Raw genomic sequence first — 19,918 nt, forward strand, 5'->3', positions numbered from 1 at the left:
CCTAACCTTCTCTTTTCCTTCACTACTGCTGTCTTGCTGTGCTATATTAAGGTTTGCGCTTGATCAAAACGAGTATGGAGGTGCAGATATGAGTAAAGTAACATTTGCTGTAATGACAGATTTGCATCATGAGCATGTCGCTGATAGCTTGCAAAGAGTGGAAGCTTTTGTTGACAGAGCAAACAAAGCGAATGCAGATTTTATTATTCAGCTTGGTGATTTATCCAACCGAAAAGAACCGCATCTTGCTGCACGACTTAGATCGCTTTGTAAAGCCTAAATATCACCTACTTGGCAACCACGACACCGACAAATTCAGTAAAAGCGCTATGTTAAATTGGTTAGGAATGGAACGTGATTATTACTCCTTTATATGCAAGGATGTGCATTTCATGATGTTGGATGCAAATGATATCAAACATGGCGATGAAGTTATCCCTTGCAGCCATAAAAATTACAAATCGATTGAAGGCGAATACCCCTACCTTCCAGAGGAACAAATCGCTTAGCTTGAAAAAGAGATAACAGGCAGCATTTATCCCATCATCATTTTTTCACACCATAGTCTAGCGAATTCCTTTAAGAGAAGAGGCATTGCAAATCGCAAGGCTGTTCAAGACATGCTTACCCGTGAAATCAGAAAAGGGAAGAATATTCTCGCCTGCATTAATGGGCATGACCATGCCGACTCCGTGGAGAAGATGAATAGCACTCATTACATTACAGTAAACTCCATCTCCTATAAGTGGTTCGGTTTTCAGAGCTATCCATTTTCAGAGGAGATACGTACCAATCATCCAGACCTTCCGGATATGATTCTACATGAACAACCTTTGTCGGCCGTATTTGTCATTCATGACAATAACGATATCGAGATACAGGGCATGGAGGGTGGCTATCAAGATCATTTCTCCCCGTCAGTACTTGGCATTCATGCATGGGATGGGAGAAGTGTAACGGCCTCGATCCAGTCCAGAAGTCTGATCCATTTCTGATCTGCATGGCGGTTACATAAGGAACGCGCAGCCTTCACACATTTGCATAGATACTGATTATCAAAAAAACCGCAATGGCCTTATCCTGCAGACCATTGCGTTTCTTCTATTTATCATTAGCTTGATACGGGCTCAATACTCTCCTCAAGGCCCGTATCTGCATTAATGTAGATTCGATATCCCTGTTTGTCAAACGTACCGCTAAATTCGTAGCAAAGCACTTTTTGAGACACTTCATTCGTGATCAGAGAAAGATGACTGTAGGTTACCTTCATATCAGGATTCAGACGCTTCATCGCTTCTTCCTTCGTTAGGGTCGGCTTCAGATCCACCTTCGTCTTGTCCGCCATATGATACAGATAATCTGTAGCTTGGAACCCCGTTACTTCTCCATTATCTAGCGCTACGCGCACTTGAAGCTGCTTCGGATACATGTACACCCCGTTCTCAACAGGAACAAAGGTCAGGTTCTCAATATTATTGTTAACCTGGTAGCGTACAGGCTCCATTTGGGGATACTTATGCTTCTTTAAGAAGTTTGAGGCACTCTTGATCGCATCATCGCTTGAGATATCCTTTTTATCGACGTCTCTAGTGTTGAAGTACGACATGAGCTGTCCTTGCAGCGTATAGTCCATGCTGATCGTTCCATTACCATCTGCCCGCTTTGCACTGACCGTATACGTTTCATGCTCCTTAGACTTGCCATTCTTCTGGACTTTAACATCTTGCACTTCATAGGCTCTTAGGAACTTCATCGCCTTATCCTTGACTTCCTGCTCAGTTGCAGGCGGCCCCTCCAGCATCTTTACGGAACGCTTCGAATAAATGCTCGAAACTGAAGGACCCCAATTGATCTCAGGATATTCTCCGACCTTGTTATCCACCGTTTTGAAGCCATCGATGATCGTGTTGTCGTTCACTTGCTTTTCACTTGCAATCGCCGATTCAACATCCATCCATCGCAGGTTATGATCAATGACCTTTTTCTCTACTTGAAGCAGATCCTCTGAGATCTGTTTGGAGTTCGCATATAACGTCTTTAGTGTTTTGAGCTCATCCTCGTTGAGCGGTTCCTTTGTCATATCTCGGACAGCCGCACGATACGAGAAGTTTGAAATTCTGGATAGGAAATCCTCTGTCTGGCTAAATGGCATTAATGTCAGCGGCAATTGGTTGATTTCGTTTTGGGCTTCACTAGTTAGCCGCCAAACATTCACCAACCCTTTACGATGCATCCCTTGAGAAGTAGAATGCACAGCAAGCGTTTGACCGAGCTCATTATGTAGCTTGTTCATGTGATAAGAAAGATCATGGAAAGCACGCTGATACTGGTTCTCGGCCTTCAACAGAATACTGTTTTTTTCTTGATGCTCTTGATATCCCCAGACAACGGCTCCTATTAAAAAAAGCGTGACGATGGGAAACATCACCGCACTCAATCGTTGATACATGAATACACAGCTCCTCACACAGCAAATTAGTCGATTTATAGCTATTTTGCTAGTAATGAACTTTCTTTATGCATCCATGAGTCACAATGCGGATGTTTCTTGCGTCACGCTTAGCCGTGCTGCTCTTCAATCATGAATTCCTCGCGATTGTCGCATAGACACTGCTTGAATCCTGTTTCAATCTTTCCTTTTTCCCTTTTGCCTCGGAGCACAAACTTCTCACCACAACGTTTGCATCGAATGGTTACTTTAACACGCAACTTGCATATACACTCCTTTGCATACACGCTATGCGTCGATTGCTTTCAATTAAGCACATAGCAGTTTAGTATTCACCAGTATATCCACAAGTTATTTTTTCCAGACTTTACGAATTGAAATTTGTGGTGTCGTCTTCGGCTTTCATCATACGAAACGGCGAACGCAAATTGGCTCTTCTTACCTTCGCCATGCCAAAATACCATAGGAACAGCATAAGCGGAACGATAAACCATACCCAATTGCGCACCATCGTCAGCATGATCCAATCATAAATGCCGTGCCAAAAGATGGGGATAAAAATGGAGAACCAAAGGTAGCGCCTACCCTTATTGCCATTTGAGAATTTGGCTTTGCCTAGGTAATACCCCATTAGCACCCCGAACAAAGCATGTCCAGACACCGGCAACAGCGCACGTATCAGCAAGTAGCCAAAAGACGCTGGATTCGTGAGGGCGTACATTACATTTTCAACCGTAGCAAACCCCAACGAGACGGCAACCGCGTATAAGATTCCGTCATAATGCTCATCAAACTCAATATGATTATAGATCAAGTAATACAAGACGAACCACTTGATCGTTTCCTCTACACCTGCTGATATGAAAAAGGAGTATACAAGAGGCTGATCACCCCACAAGGCAACGAAGCCATGCTGAATCGCCATAATCGGAAGTACAATGAGAAAGCCAACAAGAAAGATGCGAAGCACCATAACAATTGGCTCAGAAGCATAAATGTCTTTTAAGTAAAAATAAACAAGCAGTGCGATTCCCGGTGCGATAGCTGCAGTTAACAATGCGGCAATCGGAGTGGATATCGTCATAGACTGAAGGGCTGAATCTGCATAAAGCATGGCTGCACCACTCCCTATTGACATCATTTTGTGGAACTCCTTCCATGTACACCTTATCGCTAAAACATGCATATAGTAAACATGCAGACAGCTCATACACAGCAAAAAGGAGCCTCAACCACAAGGCTGAGCACTCCCTAAGCGGTGTACTTATACACTACGCGGTTTGAAATGTTGAACCGTAACCGCAATGGCATTTTCAGCAATAATGACCTTGCCGTACTCTTCCAATATCGCAGTCGTGACAGAAGTGGCTTCGCCATATTCCGCTAGAATTGCGATAAGGGCTTGCAATCGGCTGCCCTCAAGAGTAGTAGGTTCAACGTGGTATATCCATTGGCCGTTATATTGGTAAAGCGCCCCGGATACGTCAAATTGACCGTTCACTCCATGAGCTGCCTCGATGAAATCATCAAAATCGCGGAAGGCGAACACAACAGTATCGCTCTCCTCTAATGTAACTTCCATCTCGTATACATCATCGAGCTCATCGTCGTCTGAAGCCTGCGCTCCCTGCCAACGTGTGCGTGTTACAATGACTACCATGCCTTGTGCTGGCATTGCGTATACTTCAACGGCTAATGGTCCCGTCGCATCAAATCCGAGTTCTGTGTATGCTTGATCCATCATTTCGGCAAAGAGATCCTGCAGCTTAGACATTTCCTTCCACAGGTCCTCACGCTGGATCCCGCGTTCTGATAGGTCATCGAACGTAAGGAAAATACGGATTTTATCTTGGCTTAATCGTTCGATCTTCATGACAGGACCCTCCTTTACTGCTCCAGTTATAACAGATTATGAAGCAACATATAATATGTGCTGAAAATGGTTCTATGTAAAACATGTTATCATTATTTTTCAGCTTTTGCACCTACTAATATTGAAATCCACCACTTCTACCATCATATGAGATGAATACAAGAAAAAGCCGTTGAAATTCCATCCAACGGCTTTGTTCTTAGAAGATTATTCAATGTTGGGCCATATCCCTACATACTCTTGATGTTATGACGGCGATGATGGCGTTTTTTTCTTCTGCGGACGAGCTCAGCCTTTCAATGAGGCGTCGCTTGACCTCCTTGCTTGCGAGCGGAGTCTATGGACTTTACTTCAGGCTGCACGTGTGTCGTTACCGTAGCCTGAGGCTTTACCGCGCTGCTCTCACGAATGATAGCATCAACTTGACGCTTTACTTCAGGATCACGCTCGATCAAGTCCTTTACTGTCTCCAAGCTGTAGGATGAAGAAGCAGAGGATGTTTGCTGAGTTGAAGCGGAAGAAGCATTTGTTGAGCTTTGAGCAGAAGAACCGCTGCTCATTTGGGATGCATCTGTGTTCGTGGCTACTTGGAAGGCTGTTTCCATTACTTTGCCTTTCGCTTTACCCATAACATCAGTAACAACATCTCCAGCTAACTGAAATTTAGATTGAAGCTGAGACAGTGATCGGCGGTCAGCCAGGCACATTCCAGCTAGAGCACCTATAGCCATACCTGCGATAAAAGTTGTGATTCTCACCGCTGTTCCCTCCTTCAGGATGTTTAGGATCAGTTGTAGTGTGAGCACAACGGCATCTTCACATGCGCTTCAATTTTAGGAAAAGAGTGTTTTTGACTTTAAGGTTATAAAATGCGCCTCAGGCGGTGAAAACCAACGAAAAGGGATGTGCGACGTTCCGAATCCTCTGGAGATAAACATTTTGTAATGAGTCCCGTCTCCTCTTGGAACGTCATACCAGCCTGCTTGGAATCTTCGATATATTGCTCCTGTACGGACAGGGCCGTAAAACGGCAAGTTAATTTGCCCTCCATGCGTGTGTCCGCACAGAATAAGCTGAACCTCGCTTGGTATCGTTCTTCTTAAGACTGCTGGATCATGGCTAATCAGCAGTGTGCATGCCGGCTCTTCAAACACCTCTGCCATAGACGCTTGAACATTCGCTCGACCTGATCTTAAATCATCGATGCCTGCGAACCATAGCACGCCATCCTGCGACTCACAACGCATCGCTTCATTGTCCAGCACTCGAATACCAATCGATTCCGCATAGGCATCCAGCACTCTGACGTCTGCTTTATTATCATGATTGCCATGCACCATAACGGCTGGCCCTAATGATCGAAGAAGCTGCAGATTCGCTCTGCAGCATTCGAAGGTATCTCCTCTTTCGATAACATCTCCTCCAATGATAATGAGCTTTGCTCGCTCATGAGATGCAATCATGTCCATATGGGATTGTTTTATTGGCCTGCGATGCAGATCGCTTATAAAAAAGAGTCTTGTCCCATCAAAAGCTGGGTCCAGCTCATCGAGAACAACCACTTCCTCTGTTACATGAAACTGCTTAGCTTCCAGATACATCACAAGCAAGAGCGCCCCGGCAATAATCGATATGAGAAGCCCTCCATAAATCAATAGGTCAATAAGTAACACTCCTCCACTACCCTTCTCATGCTACCATATGACGCCCCCATAATAACAATGCCACCAGTACAGCTAAAAAACCGATGAAAATAAGATTGTAAAACCATTTTGTAATTTGAGCATAATTCGAAGGAAACAATTCTTTGCGTGAGGGAAGCTCATCTTCCTCCTCCACTTTCCCTTCCTCCAATAAACGCTGACGTTCCAGTTCTCTCTCCATCTCAATGATTTGCTGCTCCAGCTCAATTTCCTTGAACTTTTTCTCTCTGCTTTCCTTAAGGCTTCTCAAGGCTTCAAGAGCGGGGCTTTGAACCTCATCAGAAGAAGAAGCTGTTCTCTTTACGAAGTTATCCTGTTCTTTTGTTTGATAATAAGATGTCCACTGCGACTTACTCATACTTCCCTCCGGTATCGAAGAATCAATCCCATGATGAGATCAATAATAAAATGAGCGGTAATCGGTGCCCATAACGATTCCGTATATTGATAAATATAGCCTAATCCATAGCTGATGCCAAAGACCATTGCGGTCGGCACCCAGTGACGAAGGTACCGAACATGTATAGCTGCAAATACGATGCTTGTCCAATAAATACCCAATGTATGCTGGATGGCTCCTCGAAAGAGAAGTTCCTCGCAAATGCTGACGATGAAAGCAATGACAACAATATGCCACAGCGGCCGATCACGAAACAATCGTTCATTGATGCCGCCATCATCCGTTGCTTCCTCAGGAACAAATCTGGAGACAAGCAAATCAAGAATAATGGCTATGGCAGCAAATCCTGCCCCCCACAGGAACGGTGTGTATTGAATCGGAATCTCCAGCAGCTGTATAGGATTCCGTCTGCTAACTAATACCCATATCACTCCAACAACAAGGGTAATCGCCTGAGTCAGATATAAATTCAGCAGGAGCATACGATCGTCCAACTGGTCAATTTGTACTTGTCTGGTCTTGAATTCATCCCACTTCTTCTTCATGCCATCCCTGCCTATAATTCATCTAAAATTAGCGTCAATATCCTACGTCTATCATACCGCACAAAATTACAAATGTCAGTTTCGTTCGACAATATTCTTATTAGACTCCAAAATATCATTATTCCCCTTCTTTTTGTAGGGAAGGAGGAAGGATAAATGGATTTTTACAACAGAGTCAAAATATAATATCCACATTTTCGAGAAAATTAACGTATAATTGTTGTAAAAGTCGAACAATTCAAAAATTCAATTTATTATTTCTTAACATTATCACATTATATTCTAAATAACATTCGTATTTTGGCCTATTGACACCTTCGCATCGACATGGTACATTTAGTAAAAATTTCATGAGTTAGAAACGTTGAAGGAAACGAACGGTTATGATGTCTTTCAGAGAGCCGATGGTTGGTGTGAATCGGTGACAGCACAACAGTGTTCCAGCATTCCAGAGTTATTGCACTGAAGTCACTCCCTGATTAGGTGCAATCGAGTAGAACCCGTTAGCGTTCTAGATCTTCTCTGAAGATCTTAAGGTTGACTGTGCGAACAGTCAACGAATAAGGGTGGCACCACGGAACCAACTCTCGTCCCTTACTACGGCCGTAGTATGTGATCGAGAGTTTTTTTATGCAATCATAACGTAATTTGAGGAGGATTATGCGATGTTTAAAGTACTAGTATCTGATCCAATTAGCGATTTTGGGATTCAAATGTTGATGGATGCCGCTGATGTCACGGTGGATAAAAAGCCAGGGTTAACGGAGGATGAGCTTGTCGAGATCATTGGGGAATACGACGGCTTGCTTGTTCGAAGCCAGACAAAAGTAACGCCTCGCATTATGAAGGCAGGCAGCAAGCTTAAGGTTATCGGCCGAGCTGGCGTTGGGGTCGACAACATTGACTTAGATGCAGCTACAAAGAACGGTATCATCGTGATTAATGCGCCAGACGGCAACACTATTACAACATGCGAGCACGCCTTTGCGATGATGATGGCACTTGCCAGACATATCCCACAAGCTTATACAAAGACGATTCAAGGAGTATGGGATAGAAAGTCCTTTGTAGGCGTTGAGCTCCGCAACAAGACACTCGGCGTCCTCGGTATGGGACGTATCGGAAGCGAGGTCGCAAAGCGTGCTAAAGCATTCGGAATGGATATTATCGGATATGATCCGTTCATGACAGCAGAACGTGCTGAGAAGATGGGCATTAAGCTTGCTTCGGTAGATGAAATCATTCGTCAGGCTGATTTTTTGACGGTACATACACCGCTCACAGCCGAGACAAAGCATATGATTGCAAGACCTCAATTTGAGGTCATGAAAAAAGGAATGCGAATCGTCAACTGCGCACGCGGAGGTATTATCGATGAGCTTGCACTTGTAGAAGCGATCGATGAAGGTATCGTTGCGGGAGCTGCCTTCGACGTATTCGAAGCAGAGCCGCCTGAAGCGGATCATCCTTTCTTGAGCCATCCGAAGATCATCGTGACCCCGCATCTTGGCGCATCCACGATTGAAGCTCAGGAGAATGTCGCTATCGACGTTTCCGAGCAGGTGCTTCACATCCTTCGTGATCAGCCGTTCAAGAATGCCGTCAACATGCCGCCTGTTCCAGCGACTGTCATGAACAAGATCCAGCCGTATTTCAATCTTGCAGAAAAGCTCGGTTATTTCACTGCTCAAATGTCAAAGGGACCATTGCTTGAGATTGTGGTGAATTACTCAGGAGAGCTTGCTGAAGTCGATACACAGCCAATTACACGTTATATTGTAAAAGGTGTGCTTCGCCAGCATTTAGGCTCTGATGTCAATGTGGTAAACTCGATGCACCTGGCGAAAGTAAGAGATATTAATATTCTGGTTCAGCAATCTCATGTTGCTAAGGGCTTTACGAACCTTATCTCTGTAACGCTGCGCACGAATGAAGAGGAGCGTCATGTCGCTGGCACCCTATTGAACGGTTATGGAGAGCGCATTGTTCAGATCGATAAGTACCCAGTAGACGTAGCTCCAGAGGGTCACCTTCTACTGATCAAGCATAACGATAAGCCGGGTCTGATCGGCTCTGTAGGAACGCTGCTTGGCGATAACGGCATCAATATCGCAACGATGCAGGTAGGACGCAAAATCGTTGGAGGTTCGGCAATCATGGTTCTATCGGTGGATAAAGCCGTGAATGCTGATGTTATCCAAGTGCTCAAAAATATCCCTGATCTTAATAAAGCAAAAGAAATCGTATTTTTCTAAATTCGATTATTGTTTCACGAACAACAAGATTTAGTGTGAAGAGATGACGTTTGCCGTGCGCAAACGTCATTTTGCTTGTTAGGACGACGAATAGCTCTCTTTCATCTCGACAAAAAAAGCTTGCCTGATCGGCAAGCTTTCTGAATATGCGATTAACCAATAAGCGAATTCTCGAAAATCGGAGCTACCGGGATTCCAATCGAGAAGATCGTTCCTTCCCCTAGCTCACTTTGAACCTTAATTATGCCTCTATGAGCTTCAACAATGTTGCGCACAATAGCAAGACCTAAGCCTGTTCCCGAGGCTGTTCCTCTTGTCCTCGCCTTATCAGCCTTATAGAATCTTTCAAATATATAAGGAACATCTTCTTTCGGGATTCCTTGTCCATGATCTTGAATATGAATCCATACACGCGCTTCCTCATAGTGCTGAGCTGGGGTGTATTCGGTCCGGATCACAATCGGCTCTCCGGATTGCGAATGTCGAAATGCATTGTCCATCAGGTTCGTCATCACTTGCTCAAGCCGATCCTCATCGGCTCGTTCCAGTATCGGAAGCTCTGGTTCGCATTCCGCCGTAACTTTAATGTCCCGCTCATTTGAAAGCACCGTGTATTTGCGAATCACCTTTTCAACGACTTCGTTTACGTGAACTTGACCCCAATGCATTTGCATATGTCCTGCTTCCATTCTAGCCAAATCAAGCAGATCCCGAACCAATCGTCCCATGCGAAGTGATTCGTCATGAATGACTTGCACCAGCTCTTTGCGCTCCTCAGGCGATGATACAATGTCATCAAGCAGCGCTTCAGAGTAGCCTTGAAGCATAGATAGCGGGGTTCTCAGTTCATGGGACACATTCGCAACAAAGTCTTTCCGCAGCTTCTCAAGCTTCACTTCCTGCGTCACATTACGAAGTACTGCGACTACTCCACGCACACGATCGGAATTATACAACGGCCCCATCACAACCGACCATACTTCCTGCTTCACGAGAATCCGATCCGTTACCTCTGTCGCCTCAGAAAGCACTTTCATATACAAGGAGCGAAGCGGACCCGGAACAGAGATCTTCTCTGCCCCGTCGTCTTCATCCTCCCATACGATGGAGCTCCAGCTTGTAAGATTGGCTTGCCCATGCGGATTAGCGAGCAGTACATTGCCATGCGCATCAAAGGTAATCACTGCGTCCGTCATGCTTCTTAGAATGCTGAATAGATGCTCCTTCTCTTGATGAAGATCCTGGATCACATACTGAAGCTCTTCAGCCATATGATTAAAGGTCTTAGAGAGCTCACCAAGCTCGTCAGAGGATCGAATCTCCACCTTCTTGGTGTAGTCGCCCTGCGTAATCGTTACTGCCGCTTCTTTAAGCTGGCGCAAAGGCTGCGTGATTTTGGTGAATAAAAAGAAGGCAAAAAAGGTGGTTAGAGAAAACCCTATAATCGACGTATAGATAAACAAACGCTTGATATCATTCGGGTGCGCAAAGTTGCTATCTATATAAGGAAGCAAATAAATGCCCAAAAACAGAAGCACACATGCAACAAGCCCGATAATCGTCATCCACAGCTTACCGACAACACTTCGCCAGAACTTCACGTTATTTAGGCACCTCTAATTTGTAGCCTACTCCCCACACCGTCGTAATCATCGAAGCGGCTTCAGGAGATACCTTGTTCAATTTTTCGCGAAGACGCTTCACATGCGTATCAACGGTGCGAAGATCGCCGAAAAATTCATAATTCCAAACATCCTTTAGCAGTTCTTCTCTGGAGTATACCTTGTCTGGAGATACAGCAAGATAATGAAGCAGCTCATACTCCTTAGGTGTCAAGCTTACTTCTTGACCTCCCGCTGTTACGCGATGAGCGTCATGCTCTATAATGAGATGTGAAAAGACGATATTGTTGCTTGTCTTCGAGTCATTAGACAAGAACGCTGTCGCGGACGAACGTCTCAACACCGCTTTTACACGATAGATGACCTCTCTAGGGCTAAATGGCTTGACCACATAATCGTCAGCTCCGACTTCAAAGCCCTGAACACGGTTCATTTCTTCCCCTTTGGCTGTAAGCATGATGATCGGAGTTGATTTCACTTGTCTTAAGCGAGTCGTTACCTCGATCCCATCAATGCCTGGAAGCATTAGATCAAGCAGAATCAAGTCAAAATCTTCATTTATCGCTTTGCGAAGAGCATCTTCGCCATCTTCAGATTCGGCTATGGCGAAGCCTTCTTTTTCTAAGTACATTCTCAAAAGTCTTCTGATTCGTTCTTCATCATCAACAACGAGAATACGATTCACGTGTTCGGTCATGAAAAATTCCCCTTTCCAGATCGGTAACGTGCATTGATGTTCGCCTCATTTTCAATTCCAAGTTGTAACGACTTACACGCCTGCATAAGAGTGCAGTCCGGAAATAATGAGGTTCACCCCTAATAAGGTAAACATCACGATAATAAATCCAATGACAGACAGCCATGAGGACTTAGCCCCAATATAGCCGCGTGACAACCGGAGATGTAAATATGCACTATAAAACAGCCACGTAATCAGCGCCCATACTTCCTTCGGATCCCAAGCCCAGAATCGAGACCAAGCAATCTGAGCCCATATCATTGCAAATATGAGTCCGCCAAGCGTAAATACCGGAAATCCTATGGCATTAGCTCTGTAGCTAATCTCATCGAGATCTTCTGGATCCAGGCCATGAAGCAGCGGCTGAATGGCTTTGGCAATCGGCTTACGGATCAATAACCGTACCAATCCATAAAGAAGGAGCCCGGATACGATCGACCAAATTACCGTATTTAGCTTTCTGCCCGCTTGTGCGCCTTCCATCCATTTCGGTGCTTCCATTAAGGGAAGCTTCACTCCTAGCAAGTGCTGATCCTCTTTCAACTCACCTTGATAAGGAGCAATAAGAGGCGGCATTTTATACATAATTGTTTCTATTGTACTATTGATCTGACCCTGATTGTCAACTGTTTCAACCTTTTGCTCAATAGCAAGCTCATAGTCGGCGGCACGATAGCCAAATACAACGGCAATAAAGCCAACAATAATCATAATCAATACCATAATGACTTCCAAAGAACGTTGAGCAAGCTTTGCAGACGGGTCATCCCAGCGAGCTGTGCGAATCAAATACATCAAACCTGCGACAAAGCCGATCGCGAAGAAAGCTTCACCTGCAGCTGCCAACGTAACATGAATCTTCAGCCAAATCGAATCAAGCTGCGGGATGAGCGGCTGCACCTCGCTTGGAAATACAGACGCATACGCCATAATCAGTACAGTGAGCGGCAGTGCAAACACGCCCATTACATAGGAACGATAGATAAAGAAGATGACGACATATGCCCCTACAATCATCATCGCTAAAAAGGACATAAACTCATACATATTGCTGACAGGAATATGTCCGCCACCAATCCAGCGGGTGATAAAGTAAGCGAGCTGTGCGATGAAGCCAATGAACGTGATACTAAATGATATTTTTCCCCATTTCCGTTCATGAGCTGCCGGATCCTTCGTTTTCATTTTACGTCCGGCTACCGTATAGACGAAGCTTATAAATCCAATACAAAACAAGAAGAATGCTACAAGATATGAATCCTGACTGAAGGATAACCAATTCACGCCTTATTCCCCCCACGATCAATTGCCTTGCTATCTACTTCCACGTTGATCTCCTTAAGAACACGAACCACCTCATGACGCATGCCATACCAATTTTTGTTGGTATGTGCGCCAAGAACAAGGCGATTGTCACTGAGCTTCAGCCACATTCGGCGGTGCTGCCAGTAGAATCCGAGCACAAGCCCAATCATGCTGATAGCCGCTCCTACCCAGATAAACGGAAGGGCCGTGTCCTTTCGAACATTCAAGTAGCTTTTCGAATCTGAAATCGTGACATCATTCATAGATTCTACGTCGATGATGACATGCTGCATAATATCCTTGTTCAACACTTCCTCTTTGAACCGGACCTTATCTTTTTGCAGTGGAAAATACATGTATGGCTCGCCGTGCTCAGAAAGCCCCGGTCCTTTCATTAAGAACACAAATGCAGGTGCATTGGGCTCAGGAGACTGTGTCCTTGGCTCGCCATTCTCATCAAGCGTAAAATCCAAATATTTCTCTTTCAGTTCTAAAGTATAGGGACCAACTTCATAGGAAGATGCCGTCTTGTCCATCTGAATCTCAAATGAACCCAGTACTTCTCCAGATGTAGCATCTTTCAGAACTGGCTTGACCGCAACTAGCTTCGGCGTAAGATCAAAGTCATATTGATAGACCATCAGGCCTTCATACTCTAAAGGATCATTTACGCGTATATCATGCTTTGCCACCTCAGCAAGCGTCGGTTCCTTCACAGGGTCATCACAATCCGCTGTACATCTGAACAACGTTGCTTTTGTCTCGAATAGCTTCGGCATGACTCGTCCTTCTTGGACGAATTGCTCAGGCATTTCATCTTCGCTGTAGTATTCAACTGTGAACTTATCGTTTTGCAAATAATAGGGTGTGTTTGGAATTGGCTGCGGGCTACCTTGCGGAAATGCGGAGTAATATTCCATATGCCAGCCAGGAATGCTTCGAGCCAATACAGCTAATAAGAATATGATAAGGCCGATATGGTTAATGTACGGGCCCCATCGACTAAAACGGTTCTTCTCAGCCATTAAAGCACCATCTTCTGAGATAATGCGGTAATGCTTCTTCTTTAATGCGGCACTCAACCGATCCATCGCTTCTTGCTGTGTCACCCCTTGAGGGAGATCTTGATCGACAACGATCCGCTGGCGCTTAAGAAATTGATCGTGCTTGCGCACCTTCTGCTTATGAAGAGCACGGTAAAGCGGGAGCACCCGGTCCAAGCTGCATATGACAAGGGAAGCTCCTATCATGACTAACAGGAGAATAAACCACCAAGACTCATATGTATGCGAAAGTCCTAACAAGTAATAAATATGCCCTAATGTACCGTATGTCTCCTTGTAATAGACAGAAGCATCAAGGTTGATAAATTGGCTCTCTTGCGGGTATATCGTCCCTAGTGATGCTCCTATTAATGTAATGACAATTAGAATTACGGCAATCTTTACGGATGAAAAGAAGTTCCAGACCTGATCGATAAGTCCTGGATTTGCTTTTTGGGACTTACGAGCAACACCGTCATAACGCATTTCAAGGATCTCGGTGCTTGAGGCATCCTCATGCAGCGGCTTGCCGCAAGACTCGCACAATACCGTTCCCAGCGCATTCTGGTGTCCGCATTCACACTTCGTATTTTTAAACGCCACCGATTGTCCCTCCCTATCACGATGAGGCTGCATCGGTCATTTGCGTCAGATAGGCGTCGAGCTCTTCAGCCGTTACCTCTCCTTGCTTGATCGCATGCACCTTACCGTCAGGTTGAACAAAAAAAGTGGTCGGCAATGGTCGGATGCCAAAGGCCTTGGCTGCCGTCTTCTTGCTATCGAGCCACATCGGGAAGTGAACACCCATCTTTTGAATGAAGTTAGAGACGACAAGCGCATCTTCCCCATAGTTAATGCCAATGATGTAGACATCTTTATCCTTCCACTTCTCCCAAGCGCTTTGCATAGCAGGCATCTCACGCTTGCAAGGCTCGCACCAGGTACCCCAGAAGTTTAGAACGAGCGTCTTTCCCCGATAATCCGATAAAGACTGAACATCACCATTAAGCTCCTGAAGCTTGATATTGGGTACCGTACTGCCTACAACAGGCACTTCATTGGGCTTGAGCAGCGAAGGAATGATCGCATAGCCTCCGATGATGAGGATGACCGCAAGAATGGCAATCTGAACGATTTTATTGCGTTTTCCCATGAAAGATCGCCCTTTCTATGATTTGTTTCACAATGGCGTGGCGAAATCGTGACAATTTCACGACACTACTCCATCCATTATAATCCATTAGCAAGGGCTCACTTCTTCCTTAATATGAAAATTATGTGTCATAGATTGACAATTTTTTAACATGAATTATCACTATCATGTGGCTTGCAGCAATGCTTAATCCTTGTGCATTTTGATGGACTGCTTAAGCTCGTTGACCTCGGACTTGGTTAGACGTCTATGCGTGCCTCTTGCCAAGCCTTGAAGGGTAATATTAGCGAATTGTACCCGCTTCAGAAGCGTTACCTTATGACCGATTGCTTCGAACATCCGACGAACCTGACGATTCTTCCCTTCATATATGATGATGCTGATCGTGGCTTCATTCTTCTCTAGATTGACGTCGTAGTATTCGACTTCTGCTGGCTGTGTTAATCCATCCTCAAGCATAATACCTTTCTTCAGCTTGTCCAGATTGTCGCCATGTGGAACACCTTTGACGGTAGCCAAGTACATCTTGCCTACATGATGCTTCGGATGCATCAATCGATTCGCCAGTTCACCATCGTTAGTGAGCAGCAACAAGCCTTCCGTATCGTAATCAAGACGACCGATCGGATAAACTCGTGTCTTCACTCCCTTAAGATAATCCTTCACCGTCTTACGACCTTCAGGATCAGACATGCTCGTGATCACACCCTTAGGCTTGTACAACGCAATCACAATCTTCTCAGGCTGCTTGATCGGTCTTCCATTCACTGTGATCACATCAACATCTGGATCTGCCTTTACGCCAAGGGTATTCACGACCTTATCATTAACTTGAACCTTGCCTTCAAGGATGTATTGTTCACACTTGCGCCGTGACGCTACTCCTGCGTTAGCTAATATCTTCTGAAGTCTTTCTTCCATGTTTGCTATTCACCTCAACCCTTATCATATCTGTTTGTGAACAAGACCACAAGCGAAAGTTCAAACTTTTGCCTTATATTGCACGAGCGCCTCCAGCATAAGCCAGAGGCGCAACGTGAACCATCATTTTGATCTCATGAGAAAATAAAAAGACAAATCATGACCGCAGCAACAAAGCCCACTAAGTCCGAAAACAACCCCACTTTCAAGGCATACCTGCCTTTTCGGATTCCTACGGCCCCGAAGTAAACCGTCAGCACATAAAGTGTGGTATCCGTACTGCCCTGGATCGTTGAAGCAATGCGGCCAATCATGGAATCCGGCCCATATGTCTTAATAAGATCTGTCGTAAAGGCCAAAGACCCGGCTCCTGTGATCGGGCGGAGAAAGGCAAGTGGCACGACTTCACTTGGTACGCCAATCCAATCAAGAAACGGTCTCAGAAAGCCTAAAATCCAATCCATAGCACCTGAAGCACGAAAGACGCTGATGGCAACCATCATCCCAACCAAGGTGGGAATGATATTAATGGAAGTTTGAAAGCCATCCTTCGCCCCTTCTACAAATGATTCATATACAGGAACACGCCGAAAATAAGCATAAAGTGGTATAAAAACGATAATCGCCGGGATCGCCCATGCGGATATTGCTGAAATGATTGAGTACAACCTTCCCCCCCCTCTCCCTAGCCTTGGTGATCGCTACCCTGCTCTGCCTATCGAGCTCGTGGCAGAATCTGCTGTCCCTGTTGGAGGAGCATGCCGGTATCGATTCCGGTACCATCGATCAGCCAGAATTGCGGCTGCTGTGGCAATCATGGTCGCGATCAAGGTCGTTCCTACGATCTCTGCGGGATTCGCTGAGTTGAAATTCATCCGAATCGCAATCAGTGTTGTTGGAATGAGCGTGATGCTGGCTGTATTAATGGCCAGAAGCGTGCACATCGCAGGAGAAGCCGTCGATTTGTCAGGATTCAGCTTCTGAAGCTCCTGCATGGCACGAATCCCCATTGGCGTAGCTGCATTTCCAAGCCCCAGCAAATTCGCACTCATATTCGACATAATGAAACCCAGCGCGGGATGATTTTTGGGCACATCCGGAAATAAATAGCCCACGATCGGGCCCAGAAGCTTAGCGAGCTTGTCGAGCAATTTAGCATCCTCCGCAATCCTCATCATTCCAAGCCAAAAGACCATTACACTTATTAGTCCAAAGCTTACCCCTACCCCTGTCTTCGCTCCATCAAAAACAGCTTCTGTCACTAGTTCTATCCGTCCTTGTGCAGCAGCTGCAATAAAGCCCACGACAAGCATAAAGATCCATAATGCATTAATCAACGCGATCCTCTCCCCTCTCGCCGATGATTGCTGAACTCAACTCAACTTACCTTTTCTGTTGATGAAGTCGCATTAGACTTTAATGGAACCTGTCCAATACGCTCGTTTTTAAAGTAGATTTCCAGCTTAGCAGGCGTACCGAATTTGTACTCCACACTGGTAGGTGGATACGGAATAATTTTATAGCTTATCTGTCCTTTCTCACTCTCCGATAAAGGGTAGCTCCAATCCAACATCGCTACAAATGAGCTTCCTTCTACAGGCTGGCCACGCTTGAACAAGGTTGTTGAAGGATATGCCTCGAATCCATAATCCAACATGCGACTGTGGTCAACCCAATCACTTCCATCATTAAGGGTTACTGCGGCAAGCTGCTGGCCATTACGAGTAGCGGAGCTGACAAGGCATCGCAGTGCTGTTTTCGTGTAACCCGTCTTCACTCCATCTGCACCTTCATATAGAGATAGCATTTTATTTTTGTTCATCCACTTATAATCCCAGGCATCATTCGGATTGGGCGCCGTTTTAACCTTAGTCTTCACAATATGGCGAAAGATCGGATTATGCAGGGCATAAGCTGTAAGTCTCGCTAAATCATTAGCTGTTGTATAATGCTCTTTATCATCTAGCCCATGCGGGTTTCGAAAGGAGGTATGCAGTAATCCAATCTCTCTGGCTTTCTCATTCATCATATGGACAAACCCTTCTTCCGACCCTCCAACATGCTCTGCTATCGCAGTCGCTGCATCATTGCCTGATCGAAGCATGAGTCCAAAAATCATATCTTCAAGCTTCATCTCTTCTCCAAGTCTTAGATATATAGAGGAGCCTTCTTTGCCAAAAGCACGCTTACTGGTCTTCACCATCTCATGTAATTTTCCAGATTCGATTGCAACGATCGCGGTCATAATCTTAGTCGTACTGGCCATTGGGAGCTCCGTATCCCCATTCTCCGAATAAAGCAGACGCCCCGATTCCACGTCAATTAGAGCAGCGGCTCTAGCATTGGTACGAGGGTAAGATACGGAACCCCGTTTATTCAGCTTTATCTCCTTCGGTTTTAACGCAGCCTGATCAATTGATGTAGCGGAAACGGGAACAGCCTGGATAAGCAGCATCATGATTCCAATCCATAAAGTGAAAGCCAATAATCGTCTACGTCGTCTTGCACTTAACATGTGATCCTCCTTGATGTCATAAGCCTGTACATTCGAAGTTATTTCATATGTATGCAGACGAGCTCACAGGTATGTCCACCACGAAAGCTGCTGCATCGCCTATGAAAAAAAACGCGTCAATTCCTTTTAGACGATAGCCGCTTATTCACTAGCAGCAATGCCTGTAATGGTAATTGACGCCTTTGGCCAGCTAAGGAATAATAATATCCTCATGATGGCTCGGTTTGGTTGTTTCTTTGCCTCGGAACAAGGCGTCGATGCGATCGATGACTTGCGGAACGGCATCGATAAGCTTTTCGATAAGATGCGTTTGATTATCGGCAGATACGACTTGAACACCATGCTTGCCTACAACTAAAAACGCAATAGGTGTAATATACAAGCCTCCACCACTACCTCCTCCAAATGGTTTGGCTCCATTTGTTTGATAATGCTGATGCTCTTCATTCTTTTTATCGCGACTAGAACGTTCGGATATTTTTAGATCGCTCCCCCCTGCTGCAAAGCCCAGTGCCACTCGGCTGATTGGCAGGATGATGCTTCCATCCGGCGTTTGCACAGGATCCCCTACGATCGCATTGACATCAACCATCGTTTTTATATTTTCTAAGGCTGCCCTCATTAGACCTTCGATTGGATGTTCTGCCATACACTAAGTCCTCCTTTGAAGTCTTGCAAACTGAATATAAGCGCGACTACTGCAGTAATAGCTTTTGCAATGCGAACACGGGATATACACACAACCCGGGTAGAAAAATACATCTGGCCAAAGTTCGGCTGCACCTCAAGTCGCGGCAGTGTGTGAAAACGCAAATACTGTGTCAATAACCCCGTAATGTAGGATACACCGCTCCAAATGGCCCCTGTTGCGATGGCCGTAACTGGCGCCTCATCTAATCCGATCTCCGTGTCCCAAATAAAGGTATCGACCTTCACCATCTTCATCCACTTCAGCATTTTCGCCAAATCCTCTATAACAGAAAGATCCTTGATGTTCTTTTTTTCGTGTAACTTGCCTTTGCCTGCAATTCCAAAGTGATGCTTCTTATTCACTCCCATATCAAAGCCATTGCCTGCACCTTTAAACTGAATGCTCCGCACCTCTGTACGCCATCGAATAAGCCCGTACCACATGCGGACTCCGAGCCATATCCGCTCGTATTTTCCGGACTTTTGAACGACGACCTTAACTTCAACGTGAGAAAACAGAAAGCTTACGACCAACAACAGCACAAAGGCCAGGATGCCTAGCAGAGTCCACATCCATACGCTCATCGCGACACCTGCCTTTTCCATTCTAAGGGTATTATGACCAATGGAATGGATGCTCATTCTTCAATGGCATGAAAAAAAGCCCTCATCAGTTAAAACACCAAGCAGGTGAAAAAACGATGA

General features: G+C 45.2%; 22 protein-coding genes and 1 other annotated feature. Of the genes, 3 read left to right on the plus strand and 19 right to left on the minus strand.

All coding sequences use genetic code 11. The features are described 5' to 3' along the window. Positions 1–88 precede the first annotated feature (88 nt). The gene (locus I2H74_RS01490; protein WP_195571028.1) at positions 89–280 is read left to right on the plus strand and encodes a metallophosphoesterase family protein; all 192 of its coding nucleotides are present in this window, start codon (positions 89–91) and stop codon (positions 278–280) included. A 340-nt stretch (positions 281–620) separates the two neighbouring features. Further along, on the plus strand, positions 621–995 hold the full coding sequence (locus tag I2H74_RS01500) for a hypothetical protein (RefSeq protein WP_195571032.1): 375 nt from the start codon (positions 621–623) through the stop codon (positions 993–995). A 116-nt stretch (positions 996–1,111) separates the two neighbouring features. Here I2H74_RS01500 and ypeB read toward each other — a convergent pair whose 3' ends face one another. The 8 genes from ypeB to I2H74_RS01540 all read right to left on the minus strand — a co-directional run bounded on the left by ypeB (position 1,112) and on the right by I2H74_RS01540 (position 6,970). Continuing rightward, the gene (ypeB, locus tag I2H74_RS01505; RefSeq protein WP_195571034.1) at positions 1,112–2,449 is read right to left on the minus strand and encodes a germination protein YpeB; all 1,338 of its coding nucleotides are present in this window, start codon (positions 2,447–2,449) and stop codon (positions 1,112–1,114) included. 110 nt (positions 2,450–2,559) lie between these two features. Continuing rightward, a complete protein-coding gene (locus tag I2H74_RS01510; RefSeq protein WP_195571036.1) occupies positions 2,560–2,709 on the minus strand; it encodes a hypothetical protein in 150 nt (49 codons plus the stop codon). 107 nt (positions 2,710–2,816) lie between these two features. Next, positions 2,817–3,563 carry a glutamic-type intramembrane protease PrsW gene (prsW, locus tag I2H74_RS01515; RefSeq protein ID WP_420707413.1) on the minus strand — a complete coding sequence of 249 codons (747 nt, stop codon included), beginning with the start codon at positions 3,561–3,563 and terminating at the stop codon, positions 2,817–2,819. 150 nt (positions 3,564–3,713) lie between these two features. Next, a complete protein-coding gene (locus I2H74_RS01520; RefSeq protein ID WP_195571038.1) occupies positions 3,714–4,322 on the minus strand; it encodes a genetic competence negative regulator in 609 nt (202 codons plus the stop codon). Positions 4,323–4,618: 296 nt separating this feature from the next. Further along, positions 4,619–5,080, minus strand: a complete 462-nt coding sequence (locus I2H74_RS01525) for a DNA-directed RNA polymerase (RefSeq protein WP_195571040.1) — start codon at positions 5,078–5,080, stop codon at positions 4,619–4,621. Between the two features lie 75 nt (positions 5,081–5,155). After that, on the minus strand, positions 5,156–5,995 hold the full coding sequence (locus I2H74_RS01530) for a metallophosphoesterase (protein WP_195571041.1): 840 nt from the start codon (positions 5,993–5,995) through the stop codon (positions 5,156–5,158). Positions 5,996–6,011: 16 nt separating this feature from the next. After that, positions 6,012–6,383, minus strand: coding sequence for a hypothetical protein (locus I2H74_RS01535; protein ID WP_195571043.1), 372 nt, complete (start codon positions 6,381–6,383; stop codon positions 6,012–6,014). Further along, on the minus strand, positions 6,380–6,970 hold the full coding sequence (locus I2H74_RS01540) for a CPBP family intramembrane glutamic endopeptidase (RefSeq protein ID WP_195571044.1): 591 nt from the start codon (positions 6,968–6,970) through the stop codon (positions 6,380–6,382). Before I2H74_RS01540 ends, I2H74_RS01535 begins: the two co-directional genes overlap by 4 nt. Before the next feature lie 355 nt (positions 6,971–7,325). Then, positions 7,326–7,568, plus strand: a binding site (T-box leader). 67 nt (positions 7,569–7,635) lie between these two features. Here I2H74_RS01540 and serA point away from each other — a divergent pair. Continuing rightward, complete coding sequence (gene serA / locus I2H74_RS01545) at positions 7,636–9,225, plus strand: phosphoglycerate dehydrogenase (RefSeq protein WP_195571045.1); 1,590 nt, start codon at positions 7,636–7,638, stop codon at positions 9,223–9,225. A gap of 152 nt (positions 9,226–9,377) precedes the next feature. On the opposite strand, the gene I2H74_RS01550 is transcribed toward serA, so the two are convergent. From I2H74_RS01550 to I2H74_RS01600, 11 genes are all read right to left on the minus strand, one after another. Next, the gene (locus I2H74_RS01550) at positions 9,378–10,826 is read right to left on the minus strand and encodes a HAMP domain-containing sensor histidine kinase (RefSeq protein WP_195571047.1); all 1,449 of its coding nucleotides are present in this window, start codon (positions 10,824–10,826) and stop codon (positions 9,378–9,380) included. Between the two features lies 1 nt (position 10,827). Further along, complete coding sequence (locus I2H74_RS01555; protein WP_195571048.1) at positions 10,828–11,544, minus strand: response regulator transcription factor; 717 nt, start codon at positions 11,542–11,544, stop codon at positions 10,828–10,830. A gap of 72 nt (positions 11,545–11,616) precedes the next feature. Further along, complete coding sequence (ccsA, locus tag I2H74_RS01560; RefSeq protein WP_195571050.1) at positions 11,617–12,870, minus strand: cytochrome c biogenesis protein CcsA; 1,254 nt, start codon at positions 12,868–12,870, stop codon at positions 11,617–11,619. Next, complete coding sequence (gene resB, locus I2H74_RS01565; protein ID WP_324253972.1) at positions 12,867–14,537, minus strand: cytochrome c biogenesis protein ResB; 1,671 nt, start codon at positions 14,535–14,537, stop codon at positions 12,867–12,869. Before resB ends, ccsA begins: the two co-directional genes overlap by 4 nt. A 16-nt stretch (positions 14,538–14,553) precedes the next feature. Continuing rightward, positions 14,554–15,087, minus strand: a complete 534-nt coding sequence (gene resA / locus I2H74_RS01570; RefSeq protein WP_195571053.1) for a thiol-disulfide oxidoreductase ResA — start codon at positions 15,085–15,087, stop codon at positions 14,554–14,556. A gap of 186 nt (positions 15,088–15,273) precedes the next feature. Beyond that, entirely contained in the window at positions 15,274–16,008 is a 735-nt protein-coding gene (locus I2H74_RS01575; protein WP_195571055.1) for a pseudouridine synthase, read from the minus strand. A gap of 134 nt (positions 16,009–16,142) precedes the next feature. After that, the gene (locus I2H74_RS01580) at positions 16,143–16,676 is read right to left on the minus strand and encodes a spore maturation protein (RefSeq protein ID WP_195571056.1); all 534 of its coding nucleotides are present in this window, start codon (positions 16,674–16,676) and stop codon (positions 16,143–16,145) included. Positions 16,677–16,709: 33 nt separating this feature from the next. Then, positions 16,710–17,321, minus strand: a complete 612-nt coding sequence (locus I2H74_RS01585; protein WP_420707414.1) for a nucleoside recognition domain-containing protein — start codon at positions 17,319–17,321, stop codon at positions 16,710–16,712. Positions 17,322–17,386: 65 nt separating this feature from the next. Continuing rightward, positions 17,387–18,523 carry a D-alanyl-D-alanine carboxypeptidase family protein gene (locus tag I2H74_RS01590; protein ID WP_229106279.1) on the minus strand — a complete coding sequence of 379 codons (1,137 nt, stop codon included), beginning with the start codon at positions 18,521–18,523 and terminating at the stop codon, positions 17,387–17,389. Positions 18,524–18,713: 190 nt separating this feature from the next. Further along, positions 18,714–19,172 carry a GerW family sporulation protein gene (ytfJ, locus tag I2H74_RS01595; protein ID WP_195571060.1) on the minus strand — a complete coding sequence of 153 codons (459 nt, stop codon included), beginning with the start codon at positions 19,170–19,172 and terminating at the stop codon, positions 18,714–18,716. Beyond that, entirely contained in the window at positions 19,145–19,798 is a 654-nt protein-coding gene (locus I2H74_RS01600; protein WP_229106280.1) for a DUF2953 domain-containing protein, read from the minus strand. Before I2H74_RS01600 ends, ytfJ begins: the two co-directional genes overlap by 28 nt. Between the last annotated feature and the right edge of the window lie 120 nt (positions 19,799–19,918).

Origin of the sequence: Paenibacillus sp. 1001270B_150601_E10, from assembly GCF_015558675.1 — a bacterium.
In the GTDB taxonomy this organism is placed as follows: domain Bacteria; phylum Bacillota; class Bacilli; order Paenibacillales; family Paenibacillaceae; genus Paenibacillus_B.